The following is a 26,445-nucleotide window of genomic DNA, read 5'->3' on the forward strand; positions in this document are numbered from 1 at the left end:
CCACTTCCTCCGGTCAGGTGTTCGTCATGGCTCCCGTGTTCAAGCTGTGTTTACCCGCGCTGCTGTTGTCCGTAGCTGTTCAGGCTCAGGCCGAGGACAACACCCTCAACCTCTACAGCTGGGCCGACTACGTGCCGCCGCGAACCCTGCAACGGTTCGAGCAGGAAACCGGCATTCATGTGCGCTACGACACCTTTGATACCTCCGAGGTGCTGGAGACCAAATTGCTCACCGGCGGCAGCGGTTACGACGTGGTGGTGCCGTCGTCCAGCGTTCTGGCGCGTGGACTGGCGGCCGGCGCATTGAAGGAAATCTCCCATGAGAGCCTCAAGGGCTACGCCAATCTTGATCCGGATTTGCTCGAAAAAATGGCCGCTGTCGACCCCGGCAATCGCTTCGGCGTGCCGTACACCTGGGGCACGCTGGGTCTGGGTATTAACGTCGAGGCCGTGAAGAAACGGTTGCCCGAGGTGCCGCTGAACAGCTTGGATCTGCTGTTCAAACCCGAGAACGCCAGCAAGCTCAAGGATTGCGGTATCGCCATTCTCGATTCGCCGCAGGAGGTCATTGGTTTGGCTCTGCATTACTTGGGTAAAGATCCCTACAGCACCGACAAGAATGATCTGGCTGCCGCCGAGGCGTTGTTGCAGAAACTTCAGCCGTCGGTGCTGTACGTCGCCAGCGGTCGGCAGATCAATGATCTGGCCAGCGGCAATGTGTGTCTCGCGCTGACCTACAACGGCGACGCGAGCATGGCCGCTGATCAGGCCCGCAAGGCCAATAAACAATACGAAGTGGCCTACCGCATTCCCAAGGAAGGCACGCTGGTGTGGCAGGACAATCTGGCCATCCCCAAAGACGCTCCGCACCCCGAAGCCGCGCGGGCGTTCATCGAATTCATGCTGCGCCCGGACTCTGTGGCCGAACTGACCAACACGTTGTTTTTTGCCACCGCCAACCAGGCCGCCACGCCATTGGTGGATGAAGCCGTGCGCAACGATCCCGACATCTATCCGCCGAGCGACGTGCGTGCGCGGCTCTACGCCGACCGCAGCATGAGCCTCAAGGACATGCGTCAGCGCACGCGTCTGTGGACCACTTTCCGTAGCCATCAATAACAACAGGAGCACCACGATGGATGTGCCCATGCAGAATGATCAGGCCCTGACCCGTGACAGCCTCTACGGCACCGCTGCCGAAAGCACCTACGCCGGCATCACCAGTTTCATGCGCCGCCGCTACAGCCGTGATCTGCGCGGCGTTGATGTCGCGGTCAGCGGCGTGCCGTTCGACACCGCCACCAGCAATCGCCCCGGCGCACGTTTCGGGCCACGGGGGATTCGCGCCGCGTCCACCGGCATTGCCTGGGAACGCCACTGGCCGTGGACGTTTGACCCGTTCGATCATCTGGCAGTCATCGACTATGGCGACTGCGACTTTGATTTCGGCTCGCCGCACAGCGTCCCGGAAAGCATCGAAGGCCACGCCGAGCAGATTCTCAACGCCGGCAGCGCGATGCTGACATTTGGCGGTGATCACTTCATCAGCTATCCGCTGCTCAAGGCCCATGCTCGCAAGCACGGCACGCTGTCGCTGATCCACTTCGATGCGCACAGCGACACCTGGCCGGACGAGGAGGGCAAGCGGGTCGACCACGGCACCATGTTCTGGCACGCGGCGCGCGAAGGACTGGTCGATCCGGCGCGTTCGGTGCAGATCGGTTTGCGCACCACCAATGACGATCACATGGGTTTTCAGGTACTGGATGCCCGGCAGGTGCATCGCCGTGGTTGCGAGGCGATTGTCGAAGCGATCCGCGCGCGGGTGGGCGATAACCCGGTGTACCTGACGTTCGACATCGATTGCCTGGATCCGGCCTTCGCACCGGGCACCGGCACCCCTGTCTGTGGAGGCTTGAGCACCGTGCAAGCGCTGGAAATTCTCGGTGGTTTGCGCGGGATCAACCTGGTCGGCATGGACGTGGTGGAAGTCGCCCCGGCCTACGACCATGCCGAGGTCACTTCATTGGCCGCCGCCACATTGGCGATGGAAATGCTCTGCCTCTATGCCGCCCGACACAAAGTCGATATTTGACGCAACACTGCGTACCCCTGTGGGAGCGAGCATGCTCGCGAAGGCGTCGGATCAGCCAACCTCTTGTCGACTGACCCGCCGCTTTCGCGAGCAAGCACTCACAGCCGGGTCAGGCCACCGGGATGATCGGCAGGTACAACGTTTGCGGGCCGGTAAAGCGAGGTGTGGCACTGGCAATCGTCTCGTGCGGTACGCCGGCCGGCACGACGCTGATCTCCTCAAGCCGCGCCATGTGTTGCTCGCTCAGTTGCACCTCGAGTGCGCCCAGGGTTTTGTCGAGTTGTTCGCGGGTACGCGAGCCGAGGATCGGAATCAGCGCGGTCGTCGAGCGCCGGGCCTTCTCGCGTAACCAGGCAATAGCGACATGGGTCGGGCTGACGCCGATTTCTGCGGCCACCGCCAGCAACGTATCGAGCAGGGCGGTTTCGCGGGCGCTTTTTTCCGCGTGCACCAGCATGCCGAGTTTGCTCGCACGGTTGTTGTCATCGCCGCCGCGATACTTGCCAGTAAGGAAGCCACCGGCCAGCGGCGACCACAGCGTCGCCGCGAGTCCGAGCGCCTCGGCCATCGGCAGCAATTCGCGCTCGGCGCTGCGTTCGGCGAGGCTGTATTCAACCTGAATCGCGGCGATCGGCGCAAAGCCGCGTAGTTCCGCCAACACGTCAGCGCGGGAAACGCGCCACGCCGGGAAGTTCGACAAGCCGGCATAGTGAATCTTGCCGGCGCGCACCAGGTCATCAAAACCGCGCAGGATTTCCTCCATGGGTGTCACGCCATCAGTTACGTGGGCCCAGAACAGATCGATGTGATCGGTGTTCAAGCGTTTGAGGCTTTCTTCTACTGCGCGAACCATGTTTTTCCGGCTGTTGCCGGTGTGGGAAATACCGTCGGCCGGGGTCGTGCCCATGCTGTACTTGGTGGCGATCACCAGCCGATCACGCTCCGGGGCGATGAATTCGCTGAGCATCGACTCCGACTGTCCACCTTGATAGCCGTTGGCGGTATCAATGAAGTTGCCGCCGGCATCGAGAAAGCCATCAAAGATCCGCTTGGCTTCGTCACGTTCGGCGCCGTGACCCCAACCGGTGCCGAAATTGCCGGCGCCCAACGCCAGTTCCGATACGCGCAGGCCGGTTTTGCGGCCGAAAACCTTGTAATGCATGGCGATGCTCCAGATAGAAAGCGTGGCAAGAGTAAAAATTACGAGCAACATATTTTCGTCAATATGATGCTGATAATATTCAGCGTCAAGTGCCTTGTTGCTCATCGGTCATTCGAGCTGCGCGGCGTGATGATGAACGGGCATTTGCCAATGCTGGTCTTTGGCGTAGTAACAGTCGTGGCATACTGCCGCGCATGACTTTCGACTCTCCTCTCAGCGCCTGGCAACACGCCGTGCAACACAAGGGCTTTATCCAGGATGAAGCCCAGGAACACGCAGTCTGGGCGCTGCAAAAATGCCACGAAGCCCTGCACACCGGTGCCCGTTCGGTCACCGGCGTTTATCTGTGGGGGCCGGTCGGACGCGGCAAGACCTGGCTGATGGATCAGTTCTATCAGAGCCTGCGGGTGCCGGCGCGACGCCAACACTTTCATCACTTCATGGGCTGGGTGCATCAGCGCTCGTTCCAGTTGACCGGGATTGCCGATCCGTTGCGCGCGCTGGCCAAAGAGCTGGCGGCCGAGGTGCGGGTGCTGTGCTTCGACGAGCTGTTCGTCAACGACATCGGCGACGCGATCATTCTCGGTCGGTTGTTTCAGGTGATGTTCGACGAAGGCGTGGTGATCGTTTGCACCTCCAATCTGCCGCCGGATGACTTGTACGCCGATGGTTTCAATCGCGACCGCTTTGTACCGGCAATTGCCGCGATCAAGGCGCATATGCAGGTGGTCGCGGTGAATGGCGCCGAGGATCATCGCCTGCATCCGGGGGCGGGTCTGCAACGCTACTTTGTGGCCACGTCCTCGCTCAGTGCGCTGGACGAAGTCTTTCAGGCACTGACCGCCGGGCAACCGGCGAGCGTTGAACCGGTGTCGGTCGGGCATCGCCAGTTGAACGTGGTGCAGGCCAGTGAAACGGTGGTGTGGTGCCGCTACGCCGATCTCTGCGAGCAACCGTTCGCCGCCATGGATTTCATCGCGCTGTGCGATCGCTACACAGCTATTCTGTTGAGCGAAGTGCCGAACCTCAGCGCCCAAAAACGTGAAGGGCGCATCGCGCGCGGTACCGAAGATGGCGCCGAACGGGTGGTGGCCGGTGATCGCGAGTTGCCGCAATTGTCGGTTCACGACGACGGCGTGCGGCGTTTCATCGCGCTGGTCGACGAGTGCTACGACCGCAAGGTGCCGCTGTACATCGAAGCGCAAGTGCCAATGGATGCGCTGTACACCGAGGGTTATCTGGAATTCCCGTTCCGCCGCACCCTCAGTCGTTTGCAGGAAATGCAGCTGCAGCGTTTTGCCGAAGCTTGAGTGAAGAGGGCGCCGACATGAGCCAAGCGTTATCCCATCATTTGTTGACCATGGCTTACCAGAATGCCTGGGCTAATCATCGTCTGGCCAAGGCCTGGAGCCAGCTCGGCGCGGCAGATCTGGCCGCGCCCCGGGTGAGCTTCTTCCCGAGCATTCGTCTGACCCTCAATCACATCCTCACCTGCGACTGGTTCTACGTCGATGCACTGGAGCGCGAACTGCGCGGGGCCGAGCCGCATCCCGACTGCTATGTGTTTTTCAATGTCGACGAGCCGTTTACCGACGGCCCGCAATTGCGTGAAGAGCAGGCTCACGTTGATCGACGGCTGATTGCTTATTGCGAGCAACTGCGCGATGCCGATCTGCCTCGAATCGTCACCATCGCCCGAGATACGCCGCAGCACGACAGTCGTTTGCGCATGCTGTCGCACCTGTTCGAGCATCAGCTTCATCACCGTGGTCAGGTGCATGCGATGCTTAGCGACACCGCGGTGAAGCCGCCGCAACTGGATGAGTTCTTCTGTGTCGGTGAGAGCGGCCTGCGCGCCGAGGATTTTGCCGAACTGGGCTGGACTGAAGAACTGATCTGGGGCCACTGACGAGACAAAAGATTGTCGGCCGGTCCACACTCGCGCTAAGGTCAGACAGCCTTTCAGTGCGCACTTTGCGCGCCGGGGCTTTTGTGTGTTCGGGGATGGAAATGGATTCCGCAGAAATTCTTGTGCTTCAAGCCAGCTACAGCAATCCAACGCATGCCGAAGCCATCGGTATCGTGCTCAATCATTACGCAGAAGACCCTATGGGCGGCGGTCATTCGCTCGACCCCGATCTGCTGCGTCGACTGCCCGAAGAACTGGCCCGACGCTCGCATGCGTTCAGCGTGTTGGCCTTCGTCGGTGGCGAGCCGGCAGGTCTGGTGAACTGCTTCGAAGGATTTTCCACGTTTGCCTGCAAACCCTTGGTCAACGTCCACGACGTGGCGGTGGTGGGCAAATTTCGCGGCCTCGGTCTGAGCCAGAAAATGCTGCAGAAAGTCGAGGAAATCTCTCGCCAGCGCGGCTGCTGCAAGATCACCCTCGAAGTGCTGGAAGGCAACGCCGTGGCGCAGAATGCCTACAGCAAATTCGGCTTCGCGCCGGGCATGTTCGACCCGAATCACGGGCGCATGCTGTTCTGGATCAAGAATCTGCAGACCTGAAAGCCTGAAAAGCCCCTCACCCTAACCCTCTCCCAGGGGGAGAGGGGACTGACCGAGGTGTTTGGACGAGGTACGCCGACCTGAAATATCGAGTCGAACTCAGGCTTGAAAACACCACAAAACAGCTCCCTCTCCCTCGGGAGAGGGCTGGGCGGGCGGCGTTCCGATGAGGGGCGAGTGCGCCACAGTAGAATGCCGAACACCCATCTCAATGCCCCAAAAAAAAGGCGCCCCAATCAGGGCGCCAAACTGTCTTCTCCCGGGCCAGAGCGGAGCCACGGGAGGTCCATCGGTTGCTCGGTCAATCTCAGTCGCGATAGGACTCGGTCACTTGCGCCGTCTGGTCGGCGGGAACGCGAATTTCTTTCGCGTTGGCGTCGCTCTTCTGCTCGCTCTGGGCGTGGTGAACCGGGAAGTTGTCGTAGTAATAACGCATGCGCTCAGCGCCGCCTTCGGCAAAGACGCTGGCAGAACCCAGGGCAAACAGCCCGGCAAGGATTATGGTGGTGATTTTCATGGTGCCTCCTACTGAACAAGTGGGAGCTGTTCGTCCATGAAGCAGATCTCGGAAGAGAGTCTGGGTGGCATGAATTAACACGGGGTTAACGCCGGTTCAGTGTAGGTTTTGCAGCATGTTGCGGCGCGATATCTGACAGACGCGGCGGCCATCAGGCGAAGGCACGCCGCGTCGAAGGGGAAGGCTTAGAGCTTCCAGTCGAGACTCACCGTTACCGTGCGCGGATCACCCCAGTACACGCCGTTATAGAAGCCGACGTTGTCGTAATACTTCTTGTCGAACAGGTTGTTGACGTTCAGTGATGCCGACAGATGCCGATCGAACTCGTAGCGCGACATCAGATTGACCACGGTGTAGGCGCTCTGGGCGATTCGCGCTTCTTCGGTGTCGCCGGCAACCGGTCGGCTCGACGTGCCATACACATCGCTTTGCCAGTTCACCGCGCCGCCCACGGTCAGCGCCTGCCATTCGCCCGGCAAACGGTACGCCGTGGACACGCGCAACAGGTTCATCGGCTGATTGGTGTTGGTGCGCGCGCTTTCGCCGTTGACCGAGTGGGTGTAGGTGTAACCGGCGGTCATGTTCCAGCCCTGAAGGATTTCCCCGGACACTTCGGCTTCAAAGCCGTTGACCTTGTTGCCCTTGCCGCCGGATTTGTAGAACTGCTCGCGGGTAACCGGATCTGCCGGGACCGAGTTGTCGAGTTCGGCGACGTTATCCTGCTTGCTCCAGAACACCGCCGTGGACAGGTTCAGGCGTTCCTCGAGCAGGCTGCCCTTGATGCCCACTTCATAGTTTTTGCCGACCACCGGGTCGATGTATTTGCGATTCTTGTCGCGGTTGCCCTGAGGTTTGAAGATGTCGGTGTAACTCACGTACGCCGTGTATTCCGGGGTCAGGTCATACAGCAGCCCGGCGTAAGGCGTCCAGACGTCGTTCTGTTTCTGGCTGGTGTAATCGACCTCCGTCAGCTGCCGATTGGCGTCGTAACTGTTGCTGGTACTGGACGCTTGCCAACTGCCATATCGGCTGCCGAGCACGGCGTGCAGATCATCGGTCAGGCTCAGGCGCGTGGCGATGTACCCGGCTTTCTGCCGGGTATCGTCCTTGGACCCGGTGAGGTCGGTGACGGTGTCGCTGAACTTGGCGATGTCGCCCATGTATTTCCAGTCGCGGATGGTCCCGTAGTCCTTGGAACGTGCGCCGGCAATGGTGTACGGAGAGTTCGAGCGGCGTTCGGCCTCACCGTAGCCGAACATCATTTCGTGCTCACGGCCCAACAGGGAGTAAGGGCCGGAGACATTGAAGTCATACGCCTGCATTTTCTGCGTGCCGATCATGTGCGAGGTGTAGGCGATCATGCCGCTGCGGTCCGCTGCGGGAAAACCGGCACCACCGTAATAGACCTTGCCGTCGGTATTGCTCTCGCGGTGGGTGTACGCGGCTTTCAGGCGCCAGCCGCCGCCCAGTTGCTGATCGAGGGTGGCAAACGCGGTCTTGTCTTGCAGCGGCCAGGAACTCCACGACGTCGCCATGTTGGTCGAGCGCCCGAGACCGGCCTTGCTGCCATCGGCATTCCAGTAGGGCACGGTGCCCCAGGACGAGCCTTGCACGTGTTTGTTCTGATAGTCGTAACCGACTGCCAGCACGGTGGAGTCAGTCAGATCGGCTTCCAGTACGCCATAACCGACCTCCCGTTGCAGCGCGTATTTGTCTTTGATCGACTGGTTGTCGCGATAGGCCAACACCGTGCGACCGCGCAGGCGACCCTCGAAAGCCAACGGCCCACCGACGTCGACGTAGCTGTAGTAATTGTCGTAGCTGCCACCACTGACCCCGGCCAGCGCCTGCCATTGCGCGGTCGGACGCTTGCGCACCATGTTGATGGTCGCCGATGGATCACCGGCCCCCGTGGTCAGCCCAGTGGCACCGCGCACCACCTCGATACGGTCGTAAATGATGGTGTCGGAATCGGACTTCATGCGATCGAAGGTGTTGAGCATCCCGTCGATCTGGAAGTTGTTGATCGCATAACCGCGCGAGGAATAGCTGACTCGGTCCGAATCCAGATGCTGCACCACCACACCCGTGGTCTGGCGCATCGCTTCAGACAATGTACCGAGTTTGAAATCATCCATTTGCTGGCGGGTGATCACCGACACCGATTGCGGGGTTTCCTTGATCGACAGGTTCAGGCGCGTAGCCGTGCTCATGGCGCCGGTGGTGTAGGACTCAGTGTTTTCGGTGGTGGTACCCAAGCCTTGTGCGCTGACGTTGGTCGCCGCCAGCTCAAGCGCCGTGTTGGCAGGCTGTGGCGTTTTTTCGGCTTCGGTTTCAGCTAGCAGATCGGCACTGAACGCAGCGCTGCACAGGCCGAGGGTCAGGGTCATGGAACGGGTAATGGGCGCGAACATCGCAGCCGACTCCTTGTCTTCGAGGGAAAAATTCCGTTTGTTCAAAGACGAGGGGTAGGGCTGGGATTTAGTGCCAAACGAGAAATATTATTATTTGAGGATGTTTCAATTCCATCGATCGCGTTCTGTCAGAAACTCAAGGGGTACTGGACGACTACGTAGATCCGGTCGATATCATCACCCGCCTGCGCCTCATTGGCCCGGTGCGATACGTGCGATAGCTGCACCGACAAATCCTTCGCCGCGCCCGATTGCACGATGTATTTCAAATCGATATCGCGCTCCCAGTGCTTGCCGCCATTGCCTTGCTGCGGCTGATAGTTTCCGCTGTCAGGATCAAACGGGTTATAGGCGCCGCCCCTAGGGGCGTGAGTACCGTCGATGTGCCTGCCGGTGACGTAGCGGGTCATGAAGTTCAGCCCGGGAATGCCGAAGGCGCCGAGGTCGAGGTCGTAGCGCGCTTGCCAGGAGCGTTCGTTGGCGCCGTTGAAGTCGGCGTATTTGATCGAGTTGGCGAGGTAGATCGAGTCGCCGCCAACGAAGTCGAACGGCGTGTCGCCATTGATCCGTTGCCAGCCAAGCATTACCGCGTGAGGGCCGAAGGCGTATTTGCCGGACAGGCTGAACGCGCTGTTGTCGATGGCACCGGCCAGTGCGCGGCCGGTGTCGCGGGTGTGGTAGAGGTTGGCGTCGAGCAATATGCCGGATTGCTTGAAATGCAGATTGCCGTAGTACTGGTGCCACGTGTCGCTGAGTTCAGACGCGTACAACGCGCCGCCAATCGGGTTATCAGCGAACAGGTCGGCGCCGAGAAAACTGATGCCGCCGGCCTCGGTATTGGCGCCGTAACCGTAAAAGTCGCCTTTGCCAGATGAGCTGTCCTGATTCTTGAACGCGGTGAAATGCCCGGCCACCAGATTGACGTGGTCGAACTCGGCGCTGTTGAGCAGGAAACCGGTGGCGTACTCCGGTTGCAGGCGTTTGTCGGAGGTGTCGAATACCGGGGTTTCGACGGTCATTTCACCGAAGGCGAGGGTGGTCCGCGAGGCTTTCAGCTTGAGCGCGCCGCCGACGCTGGAGTAGTCGTTTGCGCTGCGACCGTCGCTGTCGACCGGCAGCAGACCGGTCCCGGAATGCCCCTTGCCGCCGTCCAGTTTCAACCCGGCGAAGGCGTGGGCATCGATGCCGAAACCGACTGCACCGGATGTGAAACCGGATGAGAAAGTGCCGATAAAGCCTTGAGCCCATTCCTGTTTATAATTTTTTCCGGAGGGCGAAGGCGAGCGATAGTCGTTGCTCAGGTAGAAGTTGCGGCTGAGCACTTCGCTTTGGGCATCGTCGAAAAAACCGCTGGCGTGGGCGGTTGGGTTCAGACCGCAGAGCAGCGCGAGCAGGGTGAGGCGCGAGGGGAAGCGGTCGATCATGGTCAGTGGCCAGCGGCAATTAAGGTGGCTGGAATGATCGAGGGATTGCAGCGTGAGAGATTGAGCGGATGTGCTCAATGAACGGCATCACACAAAACCTGTGGGAGCGAGCCTGCTCGCGAATGCGGTACATCAGGCAACATTTCTATCAGCTGACACACCGCTTTCGCGAGCAGGCTCGCTCCTACAGTTTTGATCGCGTTACGACAATGGCGGCGTGCGCGGCGGGATCTGGCGTTTGCTGCCGGTCGATTCAAACGCGGCGGCCAGGCGCAGCAGGTTCGAGTCGTCGTAGGCGCGGCCGGCGAAGGTCAGGCCGACCGGCATGCCGATGTCGGCCATCACGCCCATCGGCACGGTGACGGTTGGCACGCCGAGGTGGCGGATCGCGAGGTTGCCATTGGCCACCCAGATGCCGTTGCTCCAGGCGATGTCGGCCGACTCAGGATTGACATCAGCGTCCGCCGGGCCAACGTCAGCGACCGTCGGGAACAGCACGGCGTCGAGGCCTAGGTTGTCCATCCAGTCTTCGAGGTCGAGGCGTCGAGTCTGTTCGAGGCCACGCAGGCCATCGGGCACGGTGGAGATTTCATTCCACGGCGTGATGCCACGCTCGGCCATGCGCACGTATTCATCCATGCCCGCCACCAGATCGCCCTCACGGTTAGGCAGCGTGCCTGGTTCGTGCGGGAAGATTTTCGGCCCGTCGACGTCGACCAGACGATTGAGTTTCGGGTCACCGTTGGCTTGCAGGAAGTCATCGAACGCCCACGCGGTCAGGTCCCACAGTTCATGGTGGAGGAACTCTTTGGAGACCAGACCCCGGGTGAACACGGTCGGGGCGCCGGGACGATCGCCTTCGCAGTTGGAGACCAGCGGGAAATCGGTTTCGATGACTTCGGCACCGGCGGCTTCGAGGGCCTGACGCGCCTGCTTCCACAGGTCGATCACCGAAGCGCGGGTGTTGATGCGCTGGCCGGTCGGGCCACCGATACCCGGGGTTTCACTGGTGCCGGCTTCAGGGTCAGCATTGATGAACATGCGCGGCACGGCGAAACGTTTGCCGGTCAGCGCTTTGGCGTCAGCGGCCAGATCGGCGTAAGTGGCGGGACGCACTTCGCTGACGCTCGGGATCGGCACCCACGGTTGCAGGCGCCACAGGTCGCCACGGGTGTCCGGGTCTTCTGCCACCACAATGTCGAGGACTTCGAGCAGGTCAGCCATGGTCCGCGCGTAAGGCACGACCACGTCCATGGTCGGCGTCAACGGCCAGTTGCCGCGCACCGAGATCACCCCGCGCGATGGGGTGTAGGCGCACAAACCATTATTCGACGCCGGGCCACGCCCGCTCGACCAGGTTTCTTCGGCCAGACCGAATGCGGCGAAACTGGCGGCGGTAGCGGTGCCGGCACCGTTCGACGAGCCGGAGGCAAACGGCGCGGTCAGGTAAGCGGCGTTGTAAGGACTTTCGGCGCGACCGTAGACGCCGCGTTGCATGCCGCCATTGGCCATCGGCGGCATGTTGGTCTTGCCCAGGCAAATCGCCCCGGCGCCGCGCAAGCGTTCGATGGTGAAGGCATCGCGATAAGCGACCAGATCAGCGAAGGCCGGGCTGCCGGACGCAGCGGTCAGGCCCTTGACCAGATAACTGTCTTTGGCGGTGTAGGGAATGCCATCGAGCGGGCCGAGGGTTTCGCCTTTGGCGCGACGGGCATCGGACGCCCGTGCCTCGTTCAACGCTTCCGGGTTGCGCACGACCACGGCATTCAGCGCCGTCGGTGTGTCGGCGCCGTCGTAGGCGTCGATACGCGCCAGATACGCCTGCACCAGTTCGACTGCGGTGGTCTGGCCGGACTCAAGGGCGGCGCGCAGTTGGGCAATGGAAACTTCGGTGACTTCGATCATGCGCTCACCGCTGTTTGAATTTGGGTGTTTTTCCTGGAATGGGTGTTCATATCGGTTCTCGTTGCACAGCTATAAGCGACAAGGTTAAGACTGGCGCCTATTTAACACCAAGCGGCGCGCGGAGTAATCGGCGGGATTGAATCTTGCCTGTTTTCAACCCGACTGACGCCATCGCGAGCAGGCTCACTCCTACAGGGGAACGCATTTCAAATGTAGGAGTGAGCCTGCTCGCGATAGCTGTATTCCGGCCGCCATATTCCTTCAGCCGATCACAAAACGCCGTACTCCCGCGCCGTCCGATCCACCGCAATCCGCGTCTTGTCGATCAGCTCATCCAGCTCCGTGCGCATGGCCACCAACGCCGGCGCCATGATCATCCGCCCCAATGTCGAACGAATGATCAAGCCTTCCTCAAAACCAATCGTGCGGCAACGCCAGGCAATGTCGTTTTCATTGGCAAAACGCTTGCGCGTCGCTTTGTCCTCAGCAAACTGCAACGCCGCCACCAGCCCGACGCCCTGAATCTCACCCACCAGCGGGTGATTGCCGAACACTTCGCGCAGGCAGTTTTGCAGGTACGGGCCGGTGTCGGTTTTCACCCGGGTGACCACGCCTTCATCGCGCAAGGCCTTGAGGTTGGCAATCGCCACAGCGGCCGCCACCGGGTGGCCGGAATAGGTCAGGCCGTGGGCAAACACGCCGCCTTTTTCCACCAGCGCCTCGGCCATGCGTCGCGACAGAATCAAACCGCCCATTGGGATGTAACCGGAGGTCAGGCCCTTGGCGATCGACAGCGTGTCCGGCTCAAAGCCGAACGTCTGATGCGCGAACCATTCACCAGTGCGGCCGAAACCGCCAATCACTTCGTCCGCACACAACAACACATCGTACTTACGGCAGATACGCTGAATTTCCGGCCAGTAAGTCGCCGGCGGAATGATCATGCCGCCCGCGCCCTGAAACGGTTCGGCGACGAAGGCTGCAACCTTGTCGGCGCCCAGTTCGAGAATCTTGTCTTCCAGTTGCCGCGCGGCTTGCAGGCCGAATTCTTCCGGGCTGAGATTACCTTCGTGGGCGAACCAATACGGCTCATCAATGTGCGCTACATCAGGGATGGTGCCGCCCATCTCGTGCATGAACTTCATCCCGCCCAGCGCCGTCGCGGCCAGGGTCGAGCCGTGGTAGCCGTTCCAGCGGCCGATCATGATTTTCTTCTCGGGCTTGCCCATTACCTGCCAGAACTTGCGCACGGTGCGGATCAGCACTTCGTTGGCTTCGGAGCCGGAGTTGGTGTAGATCGCGTGGCTGTAGTGCTTGGGCAACAGGCTGAAGAGCAGCTCGGACAGCTCAATCACCGCCGGGTGAGTGGTGTGGAAGAACATGTTGTAGTAGGGCAGTTGTTCCAGCTGCGCGGTCGCGGCAGCGGCGAGATCCTTGCGCCCATAACCGAGGTTGGTGCACCACAGACCCGACATGCCATCCAGATATCGATTGCCGTCGTTGTCCCACAACGCCAGCCGATCGCCGCTGACCATCACTCGCGGTCCTTCTTCGTTGAGGGCCTTCTGATCAACGAACGCGTGGATGTGGTGAGCAGCGTCAGAGGCTTGGTAATCGCGGGTACTGCGGGTCGAATCGAGTTCGGCGGACATGGCGGATCTCCAGAGCAAAGGGCAAGTGAGTGAGCTCGTTGCAGCGCTGCACGGAGAAAGTTTTGTCATCTAAAAATATTTTTGTAAAGAAAATATTTGTCGGTGAAAAAAGATCTCCGTAGGCTGAGAGCCATTGGCAAGGATCATCAGAGGCAACATGAGCGGACTCAGAGAACGGCAGAAGGAACAGCGCCGGCAGGTGATTGCCGAAGCGGCGCTCGAGTTGTTCAAGCGCAACGGCTTTGCGGCCACCACGCTGGACCAGATCGCCGTGCAGGCGGGGGTTTCCGCACCCACCGTGGTCAACTATTTCGGCGGCAAGCAGGAGATTCTGCTGGCTTTGCTCAAGCAACCCGACGAGCAAGCCATGCGCGAGGCGCGGGCCAATCTGGACGAGGACAGCGATCCGCTGGAGGCGTTGTGCGAGTTCGAAGGGTTGATGACCGATTACCAGCTACAGGCGATGCCGGCTTCGCTGTGGCGGGAACTGGCGCCATTTCTGCTGACCGGTGAACTGGCCGAAGCGATGAGTCCGTGGAACGCGGCCGTGATCGAAGAAACCAAAGCGCTGCTCCTGCATTTTCAGCAAGCGGGAAAAGTGCGCGAATCGATCGATCTCGACGTGGTGGCGACGCTGTTCAACCAATACGCGAACATGGCGTTCATTCGCCTCGCCACGCAGGAAGTCCCGGATCGGGCCGCGCACGCCTTGCATATGCGCGGGGTTTTGAATCTGTTGTGTCACGGCATGCTGGAGCGCTGATCGCCGCCATCATGTGCGACTCGTGTCGGGCCCCCGTCGAGACGATATGCCGGTTGTGAACTAGGCTCACAGCGGTTCATTGATGGCCCACCCAGGAGCGCCGACATGGAAGACAAACCGCTGATAGCGTTTCAGAGTTCCAGAGCATTGCTCGACGTGCTCATTCGAGCGGGTCTGATCACCGTTCTGGTGCTGTTCTGCTACGACATTTTTCATCCGTTTCTCAATGTCATGCTCTGGGCGCTGATCCTGGCCGTCACGCTGTATCCGCTGAATCAGGCTCTGGGCGCCAAACTCGGTAATCGCTACGGTTGGGCGGCAATCATTCTGGTGCTGCTGGGCCTGGTGATTCTGATGTTGCCGTTAAGCCTGCTGGGCGCGTCGATTGCCGAGTCGATCAAGGGCAGCATGCACACGTTCGAAGCGGGGCAGTTCGAGATACCGCCGCCACCGGCCAGTGTCGAAGGCTGGCCGTTGATTGGCGCGCCGCTTTACGGCATCTGGATGCACGCTTCGCAGGACCTGAGCTGGGTGTTTCAGGAACTGGCGCCACATCTCAAGGACTGGAGCAAAGTGGTGTTGCATCAAGCCGCCGGTGTCGGGGCGGGCATCGTGGTGTTTGTGGTCGCGTTGATCGTCGCCGGGTTGATCATGCACCACGGCGAGCGCGGCCACCGCACAGCGGTGGCTGTCACCACCCGCATTTCCGGGCCGGTGCGCGGCCCGCAGATTGCCCAATTGTGCACGGCAACCATCCGCGCCGTGGCGCAGGGTGTGGTCGGCATCGCCTTTATTCAGATGCTGCTGGTCGGCGTGGCACTGGTGGTCATGGGTGTGCCGGCGGCCGGTGTTCTCGCCTTGATGGTGTTGCTGCTGGGCATCACCCAATTACCGGTGCTGCTGATCTCGCTGCCCATCGTGATTTATGTCTTCGCCGTGGACGGGGTCAGCGCCGGCACGATTATCTTTGCGGTGTGGATGGCGATTGCCGGGCTTGCGGACAACGTGCTCAAACCGATGTTGCTGGGTCGCGGCGTCGCGGTGCCGATGCCGGTGGTGCTCATTGGCGCACTGGGCGGCATGGTCACCAGCGGCATTATTGGTTTGTTCACCGGGCCGGTGATTCTGGCGGTTGGCTACGAATTGTTCATCGGCTGGGTGTATCAACCGGCCGATGTCAGCGAGCTTCTGGAGAGCCAGCGCAAAGAACATCTGCCGTGACACTCATCCCTCTCGCTGACGCATTGGCGTACCCCCACACTGAGGTCTAGGCTGGTCAATCAGTCGCCCTTCGGGCGCAACGCCCACCCAGGGACAGGAGCGGAACCGATGAAAGCCACAGCCAGTATTGTCTGCCTGATGTTCACACTGGTTCTCGCGCCGGGAGCCCGCGCCGAAGACCCGCCGGCTGCACCCACTGCCGAGGCCACGGACGATGCGCCGTTGATCAACCCGCAAGTGGTCGACAAGCTCATCGACATGGGCAATTACCTGCGCAGCCTGCCGAAATTCCAGGTCGATGCCCAAGTCTCGCGCGACACGGTTCTGGAGTCAGGGCAGAAGATCAAGACCGAATCCGCCAACACCCTGAAAGTGCTCGGCCAGGATCGCCTGTATGCGAAAAGCGAAGGCGATGTGCGCACCCGCGAGTTTTTCTATAACGGTAAAAAACTCACCCAGTATTCGCCATACCTGAAGTACTACACCACGGTCGATGCGCCGGCCACCGTGGCGGAAACCCTGCACAAGGTCGAGAACTTCTACGGGGTGCAGGTGCCGATGGAGGATCTGTTTCTGTTCGGCAGTGATCAGGCGCAGATCGATGCCTTGAAAGCCGCGCTGTATGTCGGGCCGTCGGTCATCAAGGGCCAGCTCTGCGACCATTTGGCGTTTCGTCAGGAAGGTATCGACTGGCAGTTGTGGCTGACCCGCTCCGACAAACCCTTGCCGTGCAAACTGGTGATCACCACCACTGACGAGAAGAGCTATCCCGAGTACAGCGCGGTGTATCAGTGGAACCTCAAGCCGACCATTCCGGACACGCAGTTCACCTTCAAACCGGGCAAAGGCGATGTGGCGATTGCGTTTAAAAAAGCCAGCGATCAGGGAGGGCAGTGACATGAACAAGTCGATGACGTGGAGTCTGTTGTTGTCGCTGGCCGCCGCCACGCTGCTGACCGCCGGTTATGTCGCCGAAGCCGATGCCCGGGGGCAACGCGCTCAGGGACATGCGCGCGCCAACGTCAACCGGGCGCCGGCGCCGAACGCGCAACGTGCGCAGCGCATCAATGCGCCGCAGCGCACCAACAATGTCAGCGCCGGTAATCGGGTCAGTTCGGGCAATCGGGTCAATGCCGGCAACAACGTCGGCAACCGCACGAACGTCAACAACGGTAACCGAAACGTCAACATCGACAACAGTCGCGATGTCGATATTGATGTCGACGGGCATGGCCGTTATGGCTACGACGATCACTACCATCCGGTGGCGGCCGCAGTGGCGGTAACGGCAACCGTCGCGGCCACTGCGGCGGTGGTTGGGGCGATCTTTACCCCGGCGCAAATGCCCAGCAGTTGTGTGCAGGTGATTCAGTACAACGTCGCCTACATGCAGTGCGGTTCGACCTGGTACCAGCCGCAGTATCAGGGCAGTGACGTCACGTATGTGGTGGTCAACGCACCTTGATCAGGCTTTCGGCACCCAGGGTGCATGTGCGCGAGCATGCCTCGGCCGCCACGGCGTAACCCGGTGGCCAGAGAGCCACGACAGATAGGTAACGGTGACGTGTGCGGCCGGTGCCAGCCGCACTGATCTCGATCCACCTGCCGGAAGGGTTAAGCGCGGGAGCGACCGGGCGTTACCCGTGCCGCCAACTGCCCAACGGTAATTCAACCTCGCGCTCGGCCGCAGCCAACGCCTGTTCCAGCCCGGACTTGTCCAGCGGCGCGCAGTAGGCCGGTTTTGCCCGCTCGAATCGCCAACTGTCATCAAGGCCTCCGGTGTCGACCGCATCCAAACCGAGGTCATCCAGCAAACCCGCGACCAACGCCTTGGCCTGCGCGTCATCCGCTGCAATGGGCAGTGCGCGCCGCTCGCTGGAATCATGCGGGCGGCCATCCGTAAGCAAATCCGCTGCGAGAATGGCGTTGAACACCTTGACCACCGTGGCACCGCGCAAATGCTCGGCGAGCAAGCGGCTGGTGGTGCTCTGGAACGTGTCGAGCGCAGCGATGTGGCCGTCGCGATCCGGGTAATAGTTGTTGGCGTCGAGCACGGTTTTGCCCTCGAACCAGGCGGGTTGCAGGCTCGGGATGTGTTCGTAGGGGATGGCCACCAACACCACGTCGGCAAACTGTGTGGCCTGTTCGGCCGTGCCGATCTGGCAGCCGGTGATGCCGGCGAGCACGCTGCTCATGGTCTGCGGGCCGCGTGAGTTACTGAGCATCACTTCGTGCCCGGCGGCGAGGGCGATTTGCGCGACAGCGCGCCCGATGAAGCCGGCTCCAACGATTCCAATGCGCATGGTGTGTCCTCTGTCAGGTGGGGAGCGACTATGATGATTCCTGATCAGGTGCAGATAAATCGCACTCTGTTACTTACTTTCGCTAACAGGAGTATCGAATGGATCGGCTGACCAGCATGGCGGCTTTCGTGATGGCGGCTGAAGCCGGCTCGTATGCCAGCGCCGCGCAACGCCTGGACATGTCAGCGCAAATGGTCGCCAAGCACGTGGCCGCCCTTGAGCAGCGGCTCGGCGCACGCTTGCTCAACCGCACCACGCGCCGGCAGAGCCTGACCGAGTTGGGCCAGGCCTACTACGAGCGCTGCAAGCACATCGTCAGTGAGGCATCAGCCGCTGATTCACTGGCGCAAATCATGAACGACACACCGCGCGGCAAGCTCAGGGTCAGCGCGCCGGTGAGCTTTGGCTCTTACAGTCTGATGCCGTTCGTGACCGCTTTCTTGCGCGAGTACCCCGAGGTGGAAATCGACCTGCACTTGACCGACCGCGCCGTGGATCTGGTGGAGGAGGGTTTTGAGGTGGCTTTTCGGATCGGCCCGCTGGCGACGGCCAGCCTGACCGCGAGGCCATTGTCTCCGTATCGACTGATCGTCTGCGCGGCGCCACGCTATCTGGCCGAACACGGCACGCCGCAGGTGCCCGCCGATCTGCAACAGCATGAGTGCCTGGGTTATGCCTATTGGTCACGGCCCGCCGATCACGAGTGGTCGTTTTTCAACGGTGCGCAGGTCGAGCGCGTGCCGGTCAGCAGTCGCTTACACGTCAACGAGAGCAAGGCGTTGTTATCAGCGGCGGTAGATGGTTTCGGGATTGTGCTGGGGCCTGCCGATTTTCTTGAGCCGGCGTTGTGCAGAGGTGAGCTGGTCAGGTTGCTGGAGGGATTCGAAGCGCCGAGCAGACAAATGCATCTGCTGTACACGGCGCATCGAAAGAAGACCGCGAAGGTTCGTCAGTTCATCGATGCCGCGGTCAGGCGCTTTGCCTGACCGCGGCATCCGGCTCAGTTAATTCGCGGATGCTGTTGAACCAGTTCCTTGCGCTTGGCTTCCAGTGCGGCGATTTCAGCGTCGATGTCTTCGATTTTCTGTTCGATGTTGTCGTGGTGTTCTTGCAGCAGTTCTTTCGCTTCTTCAAGGTCGGACGCTGCAGGCGCGGCGCCACGCAACGGCTTGTTGGCGGTTTCCTTCATGGTTACACCGGTGACCAGACCGACCACGGCGATGACCATCAGGTAATACGCCGGCATGTACAGATCGTTGGTGCTTTCGACCAGCCAGGCCACCACGGTCGGGGTCAGGCCGGCGATCAATACCGAAACGTTGAAAGCCGCCGCCAGCGCACTGTAGCGAATGTGCGTGGGGAACATCGCCGGCAGCGTGGAGGCCATGACGCCGATGAAGAAGTTCAGCAGCACGGCCAGCATCAGCAGGCCGGCGAAGATCAAGCCGATCTTGCCGCTGTTGATCAGCATGAAGGCCGGGATCGCCAGAATGAACAAACCAATGCTGCCGACGACGATGAAAGGTTTACGGCCAATCTTGTCGCTGATGAAACCGATTGCCGGCTGCACGAACAGCATGCCGACCATGATCGCGATGATGATCAGCACACCACGGTTTTCGCTGTAATGCAGGTTGTGCGACAGGTAGCTCGGCATGTAGGTGAGCAGCATGTAGTAGGTGACGTTGGTCACCGCGACCACGCCGATGCAGGTCATCAGGCTGCGCCAGTGTTTGGTCGCGACTTCCTTGAACGAAACTTTCGGGCCACCGGCGAGGCCTTCGCGATCGCCTTGTTCAAGCTTTTCAACGTGCTGCTGGAACGCCGGGGTTTCTTCCAGGGCGTGACGCAAGTACAGGCCGATCATGCCCAGTGGCAAGGCGAGGAAGAACGGCAGACGCCAGCCCCATTCCTCGAACTTGGCTTCGCCGAGCGTCGTCGAGATCAACACCACCACACCGGCACCGAGGACGAAACCGGCAATCGAGCCGAAGTCCAGCCAACTGCCGAGGAAGCCGCGCTTGCGGTCCGGCGCGTATTCGGCGACGAAGATCGACGCGCCGGTGTATTCGCCACCGACCGAGAAACCCTGAGCCATTTTTGCCAGCAACAGCAGGATCGGCGCCCAGATGCCAATCGAGGCATAGGACGGAATCAAGCCGATGGCGAAGGTGCTCAGCGACATGATCACGATGGTCGCGGCGAGGACTTTCTGCCGTCCGTACTTGTCGCCCAGCGCGCCGAAGAACAAGCCGCCCAGCGGCCGGATCAGGAAGGGCACCGAGAACGTCGCCAGCGCGGCGATCATTTGCGTTCCGGGGTCGGCGCCGGGGAAGAACACTTTGCCGAGCACATAGGCGACGAAGCCATAGACACCAAAGTCGAACCATTCCATGGCATTGCCGAGTGCGGCGGCGGTGATCGCCTTGCGCATCTTGGCGTCGTCGACAATGGTGATGTCTTTCAGGCCGATCGGCTTGACGGTTTTCTTGCGTGATTTCATCCGGGTCTTCTCTTTGCTGATCCATCGTGCCGCGTAGATGCCATCTTTTTGATGGCGCGTACTCTTTGGCTCAGATACATGAGGACACGAAATAATTCACTGCTCGCTGCTTTTTTTCTTGGCGCACCTGTGCAGGAGCTGCCGAAGGCTGCGATCTTTTGATCTTGCTTTTAAAGGGCAACATCAAAAGATCGCAGCCTTCGGCAGCTCCTACAGGGGAATGCTGCTACCGGCGGAGGGTCGCGTAGGATTTGCCGAGGTCGCTGGCCCAGCCATCCAGCACGACTTTGACATCATCAGCGGTCAACACCTGTTGGTCGTTCTCCAGCGGCACACCAGTGCCTTTGCGCACCACTTCGGCAATCACTTCGCCAGTCGAACCGTCCTCGAACGACACTTCGGTGGCGACTTCACTGTCCTGATCACGGATGCCGGTGGCGGTGCTCACACCGGCAGCGACGAGGGTGACCGGCAACCACTCATAAAAGCGCAAACCCTGAGTGCTGGTCGCCACTTGGGTGATAGCGGGGCGCACTATCAGGGTGTTCGGCCCGGGTTGACTGACCAGATGCAGCACTTTGCTCAATTCCAGCCGCAGCGCCGCATCGTAGTAGTCAGTGACGCCGGACAGAGTGCTCAGAGGAATCCGTTGCGTCGGCTCGGCACTCGGGTAGAACTGACTCGGCGCCAGATAAACCTGGGCGTATCGACCCCGGGCCAGGGCCGGGCTGACCCACGCCAACACGGGCTGACCGGACGGCGACTGGCGCTCGGCCAACACGCTGTAGTCATGCAGAAAGCCTGAGTGTTCCGGCGTTTTGCTGCTGCACGCCGCCAGGCTCAACGTGGTGGCAATGGACAGCGACAGCGAACGAATGCGCGACATCAAACGGCTTCCTTGTTCTGCGCCAGGTTGTCCGAGCATTCGATGTGCAATCGGCCTTGGGCCATGATCCAGTTCATCAGATCAGCCGTGTTGACGCTGTGCACGTATTCCACCCAGTGCGCGTTGGTCGGACTGAAATGCTCGAAGTAACGGCGCAGCACCACTGTGCTTTGATCAGGGGAAACCCCCATGCACGATTCCTGAAACACCACCGGTGTGTCCGGGCCGAGCGCTGCGGTGCGCTGGCTGAGAATCAACGGCCGATTACCGTTGTGCTGCGTGATGCCCGGTTTGCTGTTCAATACCTTCATGCCAATCCCCCCGTTGGAAATAGCTGCAGAGTGCCCGCGCGGTTTTGCCGGAGGATGTCCGCTTGATGTCTGGCGCGTAGAAATGTTGCTCGATTGAAATAAATGACCCGGGCGGCGAAATGGCTTTAGATTGGCTTTTTTTGGTGCATGGATCCTGTCACTGTGAGCAGACTGCTGTTCGTCGACGACGACGTAGAAATTCTCGCGCTGCTGAAGAAGTTCTTCGTGCAGCATGCTTATGAGGTCGACGTTGCTGCCAACGGCGAGGCGATGTGGGCGGCCATTGCGCAGCAGCGCCCGGACACGATCATTCTTGATCTGATGATGCCCGGCGAAAGCGGCCTGAGCCTGTGCCAGAAGGTGCATACGCAACTGGGCATTCCGATCATCATGCTTACAGCCATGGCCGAACTGAGCGATCGCATTGTCGGTCTGGAACTGGGCGCGGACGATTACCTGACCAAGCCGTTCGCGCCGCAGGAATTGCTCGCGCGAGTGCGTGCCTTGCAACGTCGCGCCGGCGAACAGCGCCAAACGGTTGAACCTTCGCGGCCGGTGATCGGCTTCGCCGGTTGGCATCTGGACATCACCTGCCGCGAACTGCGCTCCCCGGAAAACGTGATGATTCCGCTGTCCGGTGGCGAGTTCGATTTGCTGGTGGTGTTCCTCGACCATCCACAGCGCATTCTGACCCGCGAGCAGTTGATCGATATGACCCACGGCCACGGCCATGACGCGTTCGATCGCAGCATCGATGTGCAAGTCAGCCGCTTGCGCCGCAAGATCGAACCGGACAGCAAACGCCCGGACCTGATTCGCACCGTGCGCAACGGCGGCTATCTGTTTACGGCCAAGGTCACTCGCTCGTGATCCGCCGACTGTGGCGCGGCGACACTCTGCGCCGGCACATCGCCCTGACCATCGTGGCGGCGATGGTCGCCTCATTGGCGTTGAATGCGCTGTTCGTGCAAGTCGCCGGCATCTGGGCCCGGCCGCCGATCGAACGCACCGGCCTGCTGGAGCAGATTGCCGCGACCTCGCGGGTGATCGAAGCCGCCCCGGCCAACCTGCGCCCGCAACTGGCCGCAGCGGCGAGCAGCGCCATGCTGCAAGTGTCGTGGAAAGCACAGCGCGCCGACTTCGATCTGCCCAATGACGGCCTTCGCCTGCCAGCGAGCAGGGTGCCGGTGCTGCAGCAACTGTTGGGCAATGATCGAAAAATCGAGGTGTTCAGCCCGGGCGACTGGCCGAACGGCAGTCCCCAGGCGCATTACGCCGCCGTCGTGCAATTGGTCGATGGCAGCTGGTTGTCATTTATCCCGCCGGAGCGCAGCTGGGGCCTGGAATTTGGCGTGCGTATCGCGATCGTCATCGCCTTGGGACTGATTGCCACATTGCTCGTCGCCTGGGTCGCCACCCGGCAACTGGCCAACCCTCTGCAGCGTTTCACGCGTGCCGCCAAACGTTTCGGCACCGATCTGCGCGCACCGCCGATCAAGCTCGAAGGCCCCGACGAAATCCGCCAGGCGATCATCGCCTTCAACACCATGCAGGCGCAGATCCAGCATTTCATCGCCGAGCGCACGCACATGCTCGCGTCGATTTCCCACGACCTGCGTGCACCGCTGACCCGCATGCGCTTGCGCAGCGAATTCATGGAAGACCTCGATCATCAGGGCAAACTGATTCGTGACGTTGAAGAGATGCAGTCGATGATCAACGCTGCGTTGGCGTTCTTCCGTGAGGACACGCATCGCGAGGAGACCACTGCGTTCGATCTGTCGGAGCTGCTGCAAACCATCGTTGATGATTACCGTGACCAGCAGATCAATGTCGATTTCGAAGGCCCGGCGCATCTGGTGTACGAGGGTCGGCCGCTGGGGATCAAACGGGTGATCGTCAATTTGCTGGAAAACGCCGTGAAGTACGCGTGTGCCCCGCGCATTTCCCTGCGCAGTGATGCCTATGCGATACGCATTGAGGTCATTGATCAGGGGCCCGGCATTCCCGAGGAATCGCTGGAGCGTGTGTTCGACCCATTCCTGCGCCTGGAAACCTCACGCAATCGAGACACGGGCGGTGTTGGGCTGGGGCTTTCGGCAGCCAGGACAATCATTCGAGAGCAGGGCGGCGATCTGACGTTGAGTAATCACAGCGCTGGGGGAGTGGTGGCTCGTGTGGAATTACCGATTTAGATGCGGATAGTTCCGACAATCTCTTGCGGGCCCGCGCGCCCGCGCAGATCCGTCGGAGGTTTTTTGCTGTCGAACAATGCTCTTCCCTATAAATGAGCATGCAGGAAATCAATCACACGCTTTAAAGCCACTCGTGTTGGATGGTTTGGCGTGGGGGCTTTCGCCGAATCGTATTCGTACGTCAGTAACGCATGATGGGTGCTACGACCATCTGCTGGTGGGGCGTATGTGTAAACAACGCCGGTCGCAGCAAATGCTTGTCCAAGTCGATTGATCCGCGCCGGCGTACACAGTCGATCATCGCTGAAGTGCTGAATGAGCACGGCGCAGCCTCTCGTCGCGGCAGCCTGGCTTGCCGCCTCCAGTTCGGTATCGGCAATGTTCAGTTCGCTCATCCACGGACCTTTGCCTCGGCCCGTTAGCCAGTACCTGAATTTAAAGGGTATGGCTGGCTGGGAAGCGACTGCGGCGGCCACATTGGTTTCGAGAATCAGTGGAATCACGAATGCACCGGTGACGCACATTCCAATGACCCCGATACGTTGGTGGCCATGGTCAACGCCCAGCTTTCGTACCAGCGCTCGCAACCAGTCACTGACCGGTGCACTGCGCCCGGCTTTGAGGTACGCAAATTCTTTGCTGATGCAATGGAGGCGCCCCTTGACCAAGCACCCCGTTTCTTCCGGTTTCCCGAACAACAGCGGCAAGTAGACTTGAAAACCGGCGCTGATCAACCGTTCGGCGAATCGCAGGGTATCGCGGGTCAGCCCCGGCAGTTCATGCATGACCAGGACAGGAGCTCCGTCGCCCTTTTTATAGACGGTATGCGTGTAGTCTGAATGCTCAAAATCAAAAGACTGATATTCACTCATGTCCATTGCTGATCTCCAGACTCAGTTGGTTATCGTTTGAGTAATCAGGCCACCGATGAACGTCATGAGCTGGCAACTGTAAATCCCTCCGTGTCCATTAATGATCGGAGCGGAAGCTTTGACGTTTAGTACCGGATTGTGGTCTGGAGAATTTTTCAGCTGCGGATTTTTTTCCAGATGCAGATCAAAGAACTTCTGCGAACCGTCAATCTGCTTCTGTTGCGATGTAAAACGGACTGTGCGCGACGGTTCTGAAGTGGAAAGCGTTGTCAGGCTGATGCGCAAGTCAGATTTGAGGGGATCGATGTATTGCTCGCAACCGTTGAAAGTTTCCCGGTCAGCGTTGTCAGGCGAAAAAGTTGGCGAAGAAAGAAAGTGGGTCTGGTAAGGCTCATAGTGACCGACGGCTGTCGAATTGGCGGAATAACCTTCAACGACATCGTCCGTGTATTTTTGAAATCTTGCCCTGGGCGCGCGTGCAATGTGAAAAGCCCACTTCGTCGCAAGGTCAGTGGTCCCGGTTACGATTGCCACAACAGGTGCTTGATGTTCGGTGTAATGACAACCCATGCTCATCTTCTGCAAGGTCGCCAAACGCATCGCCTCAAATGCCGGGTTGATCAATACCACGAGATCACCAACCGTTTTAAGAGGCTCCCGCGGGTTTTTCTCGCAGCCGGTGGTCGCAAGGTCGTTGGCTGGATCGAAACCACTGCTTTGCGTGAAACGCTCGATCAGAATCGGTGCAAGCGCTGTATAGAGCACTGCCGCCCCGAAGCTGTGGCCAATGAATACCAAGCGGGTCTGCGTGTTGCTCTTTGCTTGCAGTTGGCTGTTGTCATTGCGTCGAACGCGTTCTTTATCCAGGCGCAGCAACACCTCGGTGACTGCTCCGCTACCGACGCTGTGCGCTGTTTGTTTACGATCCCAAAACGTAATCAGATCCAGCGGTGAGTTCCACGCAAATACCTGGCCCCGCCAGCCCATGTACAGCCCGACAACGGTACGTTTGCAACCGTCCATGGCGGCGATGTTGCGCATTGCCAGCTTGAACTCACGAACATCGTCATCATCTGGCGCTGCGGAGTGTCGCCAGCCATGCAAGTACGTCACAAGTAGAAGTGGCCCGTTGACCGCCCTGATGTCGGCCATCTGCCTTTCGAAGGCGTCAGGGTTCAACAGATTGCCGTATTCGTCGAACTCGATGAACCCATGCTGAAAGCCTGCCTTCTTCGCGCTGTCATTCGGGCAGGAGGCCAGAGGAGTGTCGAGATCATAGGTTTTAAAGTAGGGCGGAGCAGGGTGGTACTGTTTCAGTGGGGCACAACCCTGAAGAATCAGGCCCAAAGCAATGATGGTAATGAGTGCGCGCATTGCTTACGTCCTCTATAAGTTGCGTCCTGATTTGCAGAGTAGAAGGTTTTGGTCTGCATGCTGGCATTTTGTAATGACTGAGTACGTCGAAGAGTCTCGCTGACTGCTGAAATCTGCACGGAAATCACCGGCTGAGTGCGTTGGCGGACGGCAACTGAACGCAATGGCCTGAGGCGGTGATCGGCGGGACGGACCGCATTTATCGCAAACTTGTACTAATGTTCAGAGCAACTTATCGCTGTAAACCACAGCAAGGATGCATGAGATGACGCCCTTTAAAACGCTCGCAAGAACAATTCCATTGTTTGCCGCGTTAGTTTTGCAAGCAGGCTGCCTTTCCC

General features: G+C 60.0%; 24 protein-coding genes. 12 read left to right on the forward strand and 12 right to left on the reverse strand.

Annotated elements, in window-relative coordinates; genetic code table 11:
• Positions 1 to 26 precede the first annotated feature (26 nt).
• Positions 27 to 1,118 (forward strand): polyamine ABC transporter substrate-binding protein, encoded by a 1,092-nt coding sequence (locus PspR84_RS14140; RefSeq protein WP_160057735.1) that lies wholly within the window; start codon positions 27 to 29, stop codon positions 1,116 to 1,118.
• 16 nt (positions 1,119 to 1,134) lie between these two features.
• Positions 1,135 to 2,094: an agmatinase gene (speB, locus tag PspR84_RS14145; protein WP_160057736.1), complete on the forward strand. Its 960-nt coding sequence runs from the start codon at positions 1,135 to 1,137 to the stop codon at positions 2,092 to 2,094.
• 109 nt (positions 2,095 to 2,203) lie between these two features.
• On the opposite strand, the gene PspR84_RS14150 is transcribed toward speB, so the two are convergent.
• The gene (locus tag PspR84_RS14150) at positions 2,204 to 3,256 is read right to left on the reverse strand and encodes an aldo/keto reductase (RefSeq protein WP_160057737.1); all 1,053 of its coding nucleotides are present in this window, start codon (positions 3,254 to 3,256) and stop codon (positions 2,204 to 2,206) included.
• 194 nt (positions 3,257 to 3,450) lie between these two features.
• Here PspR84_RS14150 and zapE point away from each other — a divergent pair, with 194 nt between their 5' ends.
• The 3 genes from zapE (at position 3,451) to PspR84_RS14165 (ending at position 5,764) form a co-directional block, all read left to right on the forward strand.
• A complete protein-coding gene (gene zapE / locus PspR84_RS14155) occupies positions 3,451 to 4,566 on the forward strand; it encodes a cell division protein ZapE (RefSeq protein ID WP_160057738.1) in 1,116 nt (371 codons plus the stop codon).
• A 17-nt stretch (positions 4,567 to 4,583) separates the two neighbouring features.
• Entirely contained in the window at positions 4,584 to 5,165 is a 582-nt protein-coding gene (locus tag PspR84_RS14160) for a DinB family protein (protein WP_160057739.1), read from the forward strand.
• A gap of 101 nt (positions 5,166 to 5,266) precedes the next feature.
• Positions 5,267 to 5,764, forward strand: a complete 498-nt coding sequence (locus tag PspR84_RS14165; protein WP_160057740.1) for a GNAT family N-acetyltransferase — start codon at positions 5,267 to 5,269, stop codon at positions 5,762 to 5,764.
• Between the two features lie 307 nt (positions 5,765 to 6,071).
• On the opposite strand, the gene PspR84_RS14170 is transcribed toward PspR84_RS14165, so the two are convergent.
• From PspR84_RS14170 to PspR84_RS14190, 5 genes are all read right to left on the reverse strand, one after another.
• Positions 6,072 to 6,281, reverse strand: coding sequence for a hypothetical protein (locus tag PspR84_RS14170; protein WP_160057741.1), 210 nt, complete (start codon positions 6,279 to 6,281; stop codon positions 6,072 to 6,074).
• 185 nt (positions 6,282 to 6,466) lie between these two features.
• Positions 6,467 to 8,695: a TonB-dependent siderophore receptor gene (locus tag PspR84_RS14175; RefSeq protein ID WP_160057742.1), complete on the reverse strand. Its 2,229-nt coding sequence runs from the start codon at positions 8,693 to 8,695 to the stop codon at positions 6,467 to 6,469.
• Between the two features lie 128 nt (positions 8,696 to 8,823).
• Positions 8,824 to 10,119, reverse strand: coding sequence for an OprD family porin (locus PspR84_RS14180; protein WP_160057743.1), 1,296 nt, complete (start codon positions 10,117 to 10,119; stop codon positions 8,824 to 8,826).
• A gap of 201 nt (positions 10,120 to 10,320) precedes the next feature.
• The gene (locus tag PspR84_RS14185; protein WP_160057744.1) at positions 10,321 to 12,024 is read right to left on the reverse strand and encodes an amidase; all 1,704 of its coding nucleotides are present in this window, start codon (positions 12,022 to 12,024) and stop codon (positions 10,321 to 10,323) included.
• A gap of 269 nt (positions 12,025 to 12,293) precedes the next feature.
• On the reverse strand, positions 12,294 to 13,676 hold the full coding sequence (locus tag PspR84_RS14190) for an aspartate aminotransferase family protein (protein ID WP_160057745.1): 1,383 nt from the start codon (positions 13,674 to 13,676) through the stop codon (positions 12,294 to 12,296).
• Between the two features lie 157 nt (positions 13,677 to 13,833).
• Between PspR84_RS14190 and PspR84_RS14195 the strand changes: the two genes are divergently transcribed.
• The 4 genes from PspR84_RS14195 to PspR84_RS14210 all read left to right on the forward strand — a co-directional run bounded on the left by PspR84_RS14195 (position 13,834) and on the right by PspR84_RS14210 (position 17,125).
• Positions 13,834 to 14,439 carry a TetR/AcrR family transcriptional regulator gene (locus PspR84_RS14195; RefSeq protein ID WP_099759206.1) on the forward strand — a complete coding sequence of 202 codons (606 nt, stop codon included), beginning with the start codon at positions 13,834 to 13,836 and terminating at the stop codon, positions 14,437 to 14,439.
• Between the two features lie 105 nt (positions 14,440 to 14,544).
• Entirely contained in the window at positions 14,545 to 15,660 is a 1,116-nt protein-coding gene (locus PspR84_RS14200; RefSeq protein WP_160057746.1) for an AI-2E family transporter, read from the forward strand.
• Positions 15,661 to 15,768: 108 nt separating this feature from the next.
• Positions 15,769 to 16,557 carry a DUF2092 domain-containing protein gene (locus PspR84_RS14205; protein WP_160057747.1) on the forward strand — a complete coding sequence of 263 codons (789 nt, stop codon included), beginning with the start codon at positions 15,769 to 15,771 and terminating at the stop codon, positions 16,555 to 16,557.
• A 1-nt stretch (position 16,558) separates the two neighbouring features.
• Positions 16,559 to 17,125 (forward strand): hypothetical protein, encoded by a 567-nt coding sequence (locus PspR84_RS14210; protein ID WP_160057748.1) that lies wholly within the window; start codon positions 16,559 to 16,561, stop codon positions 17,123 to 17,125.
• Positions 17,126 to 17,297: 172 nt separating this feature from the next.
• Here the strand turns inward: PspR84_RS14210 and PspR84_RS14215 are convergent, their stop codons facing one another.
• Positions 17,298 to 17,963, reverse strand: coding sequence for an NAD(P)-binding domain-containing protein (locus PspR84_RS14215; RefSeq protein WP_160057749.1), 666 nt, complete (start codon positions 17,961 to 17,963; stop codon positions 17,298 to 17,300).
• A 98-nt stretch (positions 17,964 to 18,061) separates the two neighbouring features.
• On the opposite strand from PspR84_RS14215, the gene PspR84_RS14220 reads away from it, so the two are divergent.
• A complete protein-coding gene (locus PspR84_RS14220) occupies positions 18,062 to 18,949 on the forward strand; it encodes a LysR family transcriptional regulator (RefSeq protein ID WP_160057750.1) in 888 nt (295 codons plus the stop codon).
• Positions 18,950 to 18,963: 14 nt separating this feature from the next.
• Here PspR84_RS14220 and proP read toward each other — a convergent pair whose 3' ends face one another.
• The 3 genes from proP to PspR84_RS14235 form a co-directional block, all read right to left on the reverse strand.
• Complete coding sequence (proP, locus tag PspR84_RS14225; protein ID WP_116030251.1) at positions 18,964 to 20,466, reverse strand: glycine betaine/L-proline transporter ProP; 1,503 nt, start codon at positions 20,464 to 20,466, stop codon at positions 18,964 to 18,966.
• 226 nt (positions 20,467 to 20,692) lie between these two features.
• Positions 20,693 to 21,352 carry a DUF3313 domain-containing protein gene (locus PspR84_RS14230; RefSeq protein WP_160057751.1) on the reverse strand — a complete coding sequence of 220 codons (660 nt, stop codon included), beginning with the start codon at positions 21,350 to 21,352 and terminating at the stop codon, positions 20,693 to 20,695.
• Positions 21,352 to 21,663: a hypothetical protein gene (locus PspR84_RS14235; RefSeq protein WP_160057752.1), complete on the reverse strand. Its 312-nt coding sequence runs from the start codon at positions 21,661 to 21,663 to the stop codon at positions 21,352 to 21,354. Before PspR84_RS14235 ends, PspR84_RS14230 begins: the two co-directional genes overlap by 1 nt.
• Before the next feature lie 147 nt (positions 21,664 to 21,810).
• On the opposite strand from PspR84_RS14235, the gene PspR84_RS14240 reads away from it, so the two are divergent.
• The gene (locus PspR84_RS14240) at positions 21,811 to 22,533 is read left to right on the forward strand and encodes a response regulator transcription factor (protein WP_160057753.1); all 723 of its coding nucleotides are present in this window, start codon (positions 21,811 to 21,813) and stop codon (positions 22,531 to 22,533) included.
• Complete coding sequence (locus PspR84_RS14245; protein WP_160057754.1) at positions 22,530 to 23,858, forward strand: ATP-binding protein; 1,329 nt, start codon at positions 22,530 to 22,532, stop codon at positions 23,856 to 23,858. Before PspR84_RS14240 ends, PspR84_RS14245 begins: the two co-directional genes overlap by 4 nt.
• Positions 23,859 to 23,944: 86 nt before the next feature.
• Here the strand turns inward: PspR84_RS14245 and PspR84_RS14250 are convergent, their stop codons facing one another.
• A complete protein-coding gene (locus PspR84_RS14250) occupies positions 23,945 to 24,736 on the reverse strand; it encodes a dienelactone hydrolase family protein (protein WP_160057755.1) in 792 nt (263 codons plus the stop codon).
• Positions 24,737 to 24,751: 15 nt separating this feature from the next.
• Positions 24,752 to 26,104 carry a hypothetical protein gene (locus PspR84_RS14255; RefSeq protein ID WP_160057756.1) on the reverse strand — a complete coding sequence of 451 codons (1,353 nt, stop codon included), beginning with the start codon at positions 26,102 to 26,104 and terminating at the stop codon, positions 24,752 to 24,754.
• Positions 26,105 to 26,445 lie beyond the last annotated feature (341 nt).

Source organism: Pseudomonas sp. R84 (assembly GCF_009834515.1).
Taxonomy (GTDB): Bacteria; Pseudomonadota; Gammaproteobacteria; order Pseudomonadales; family Pseudomonadaceae; genus Aquipseudomonas.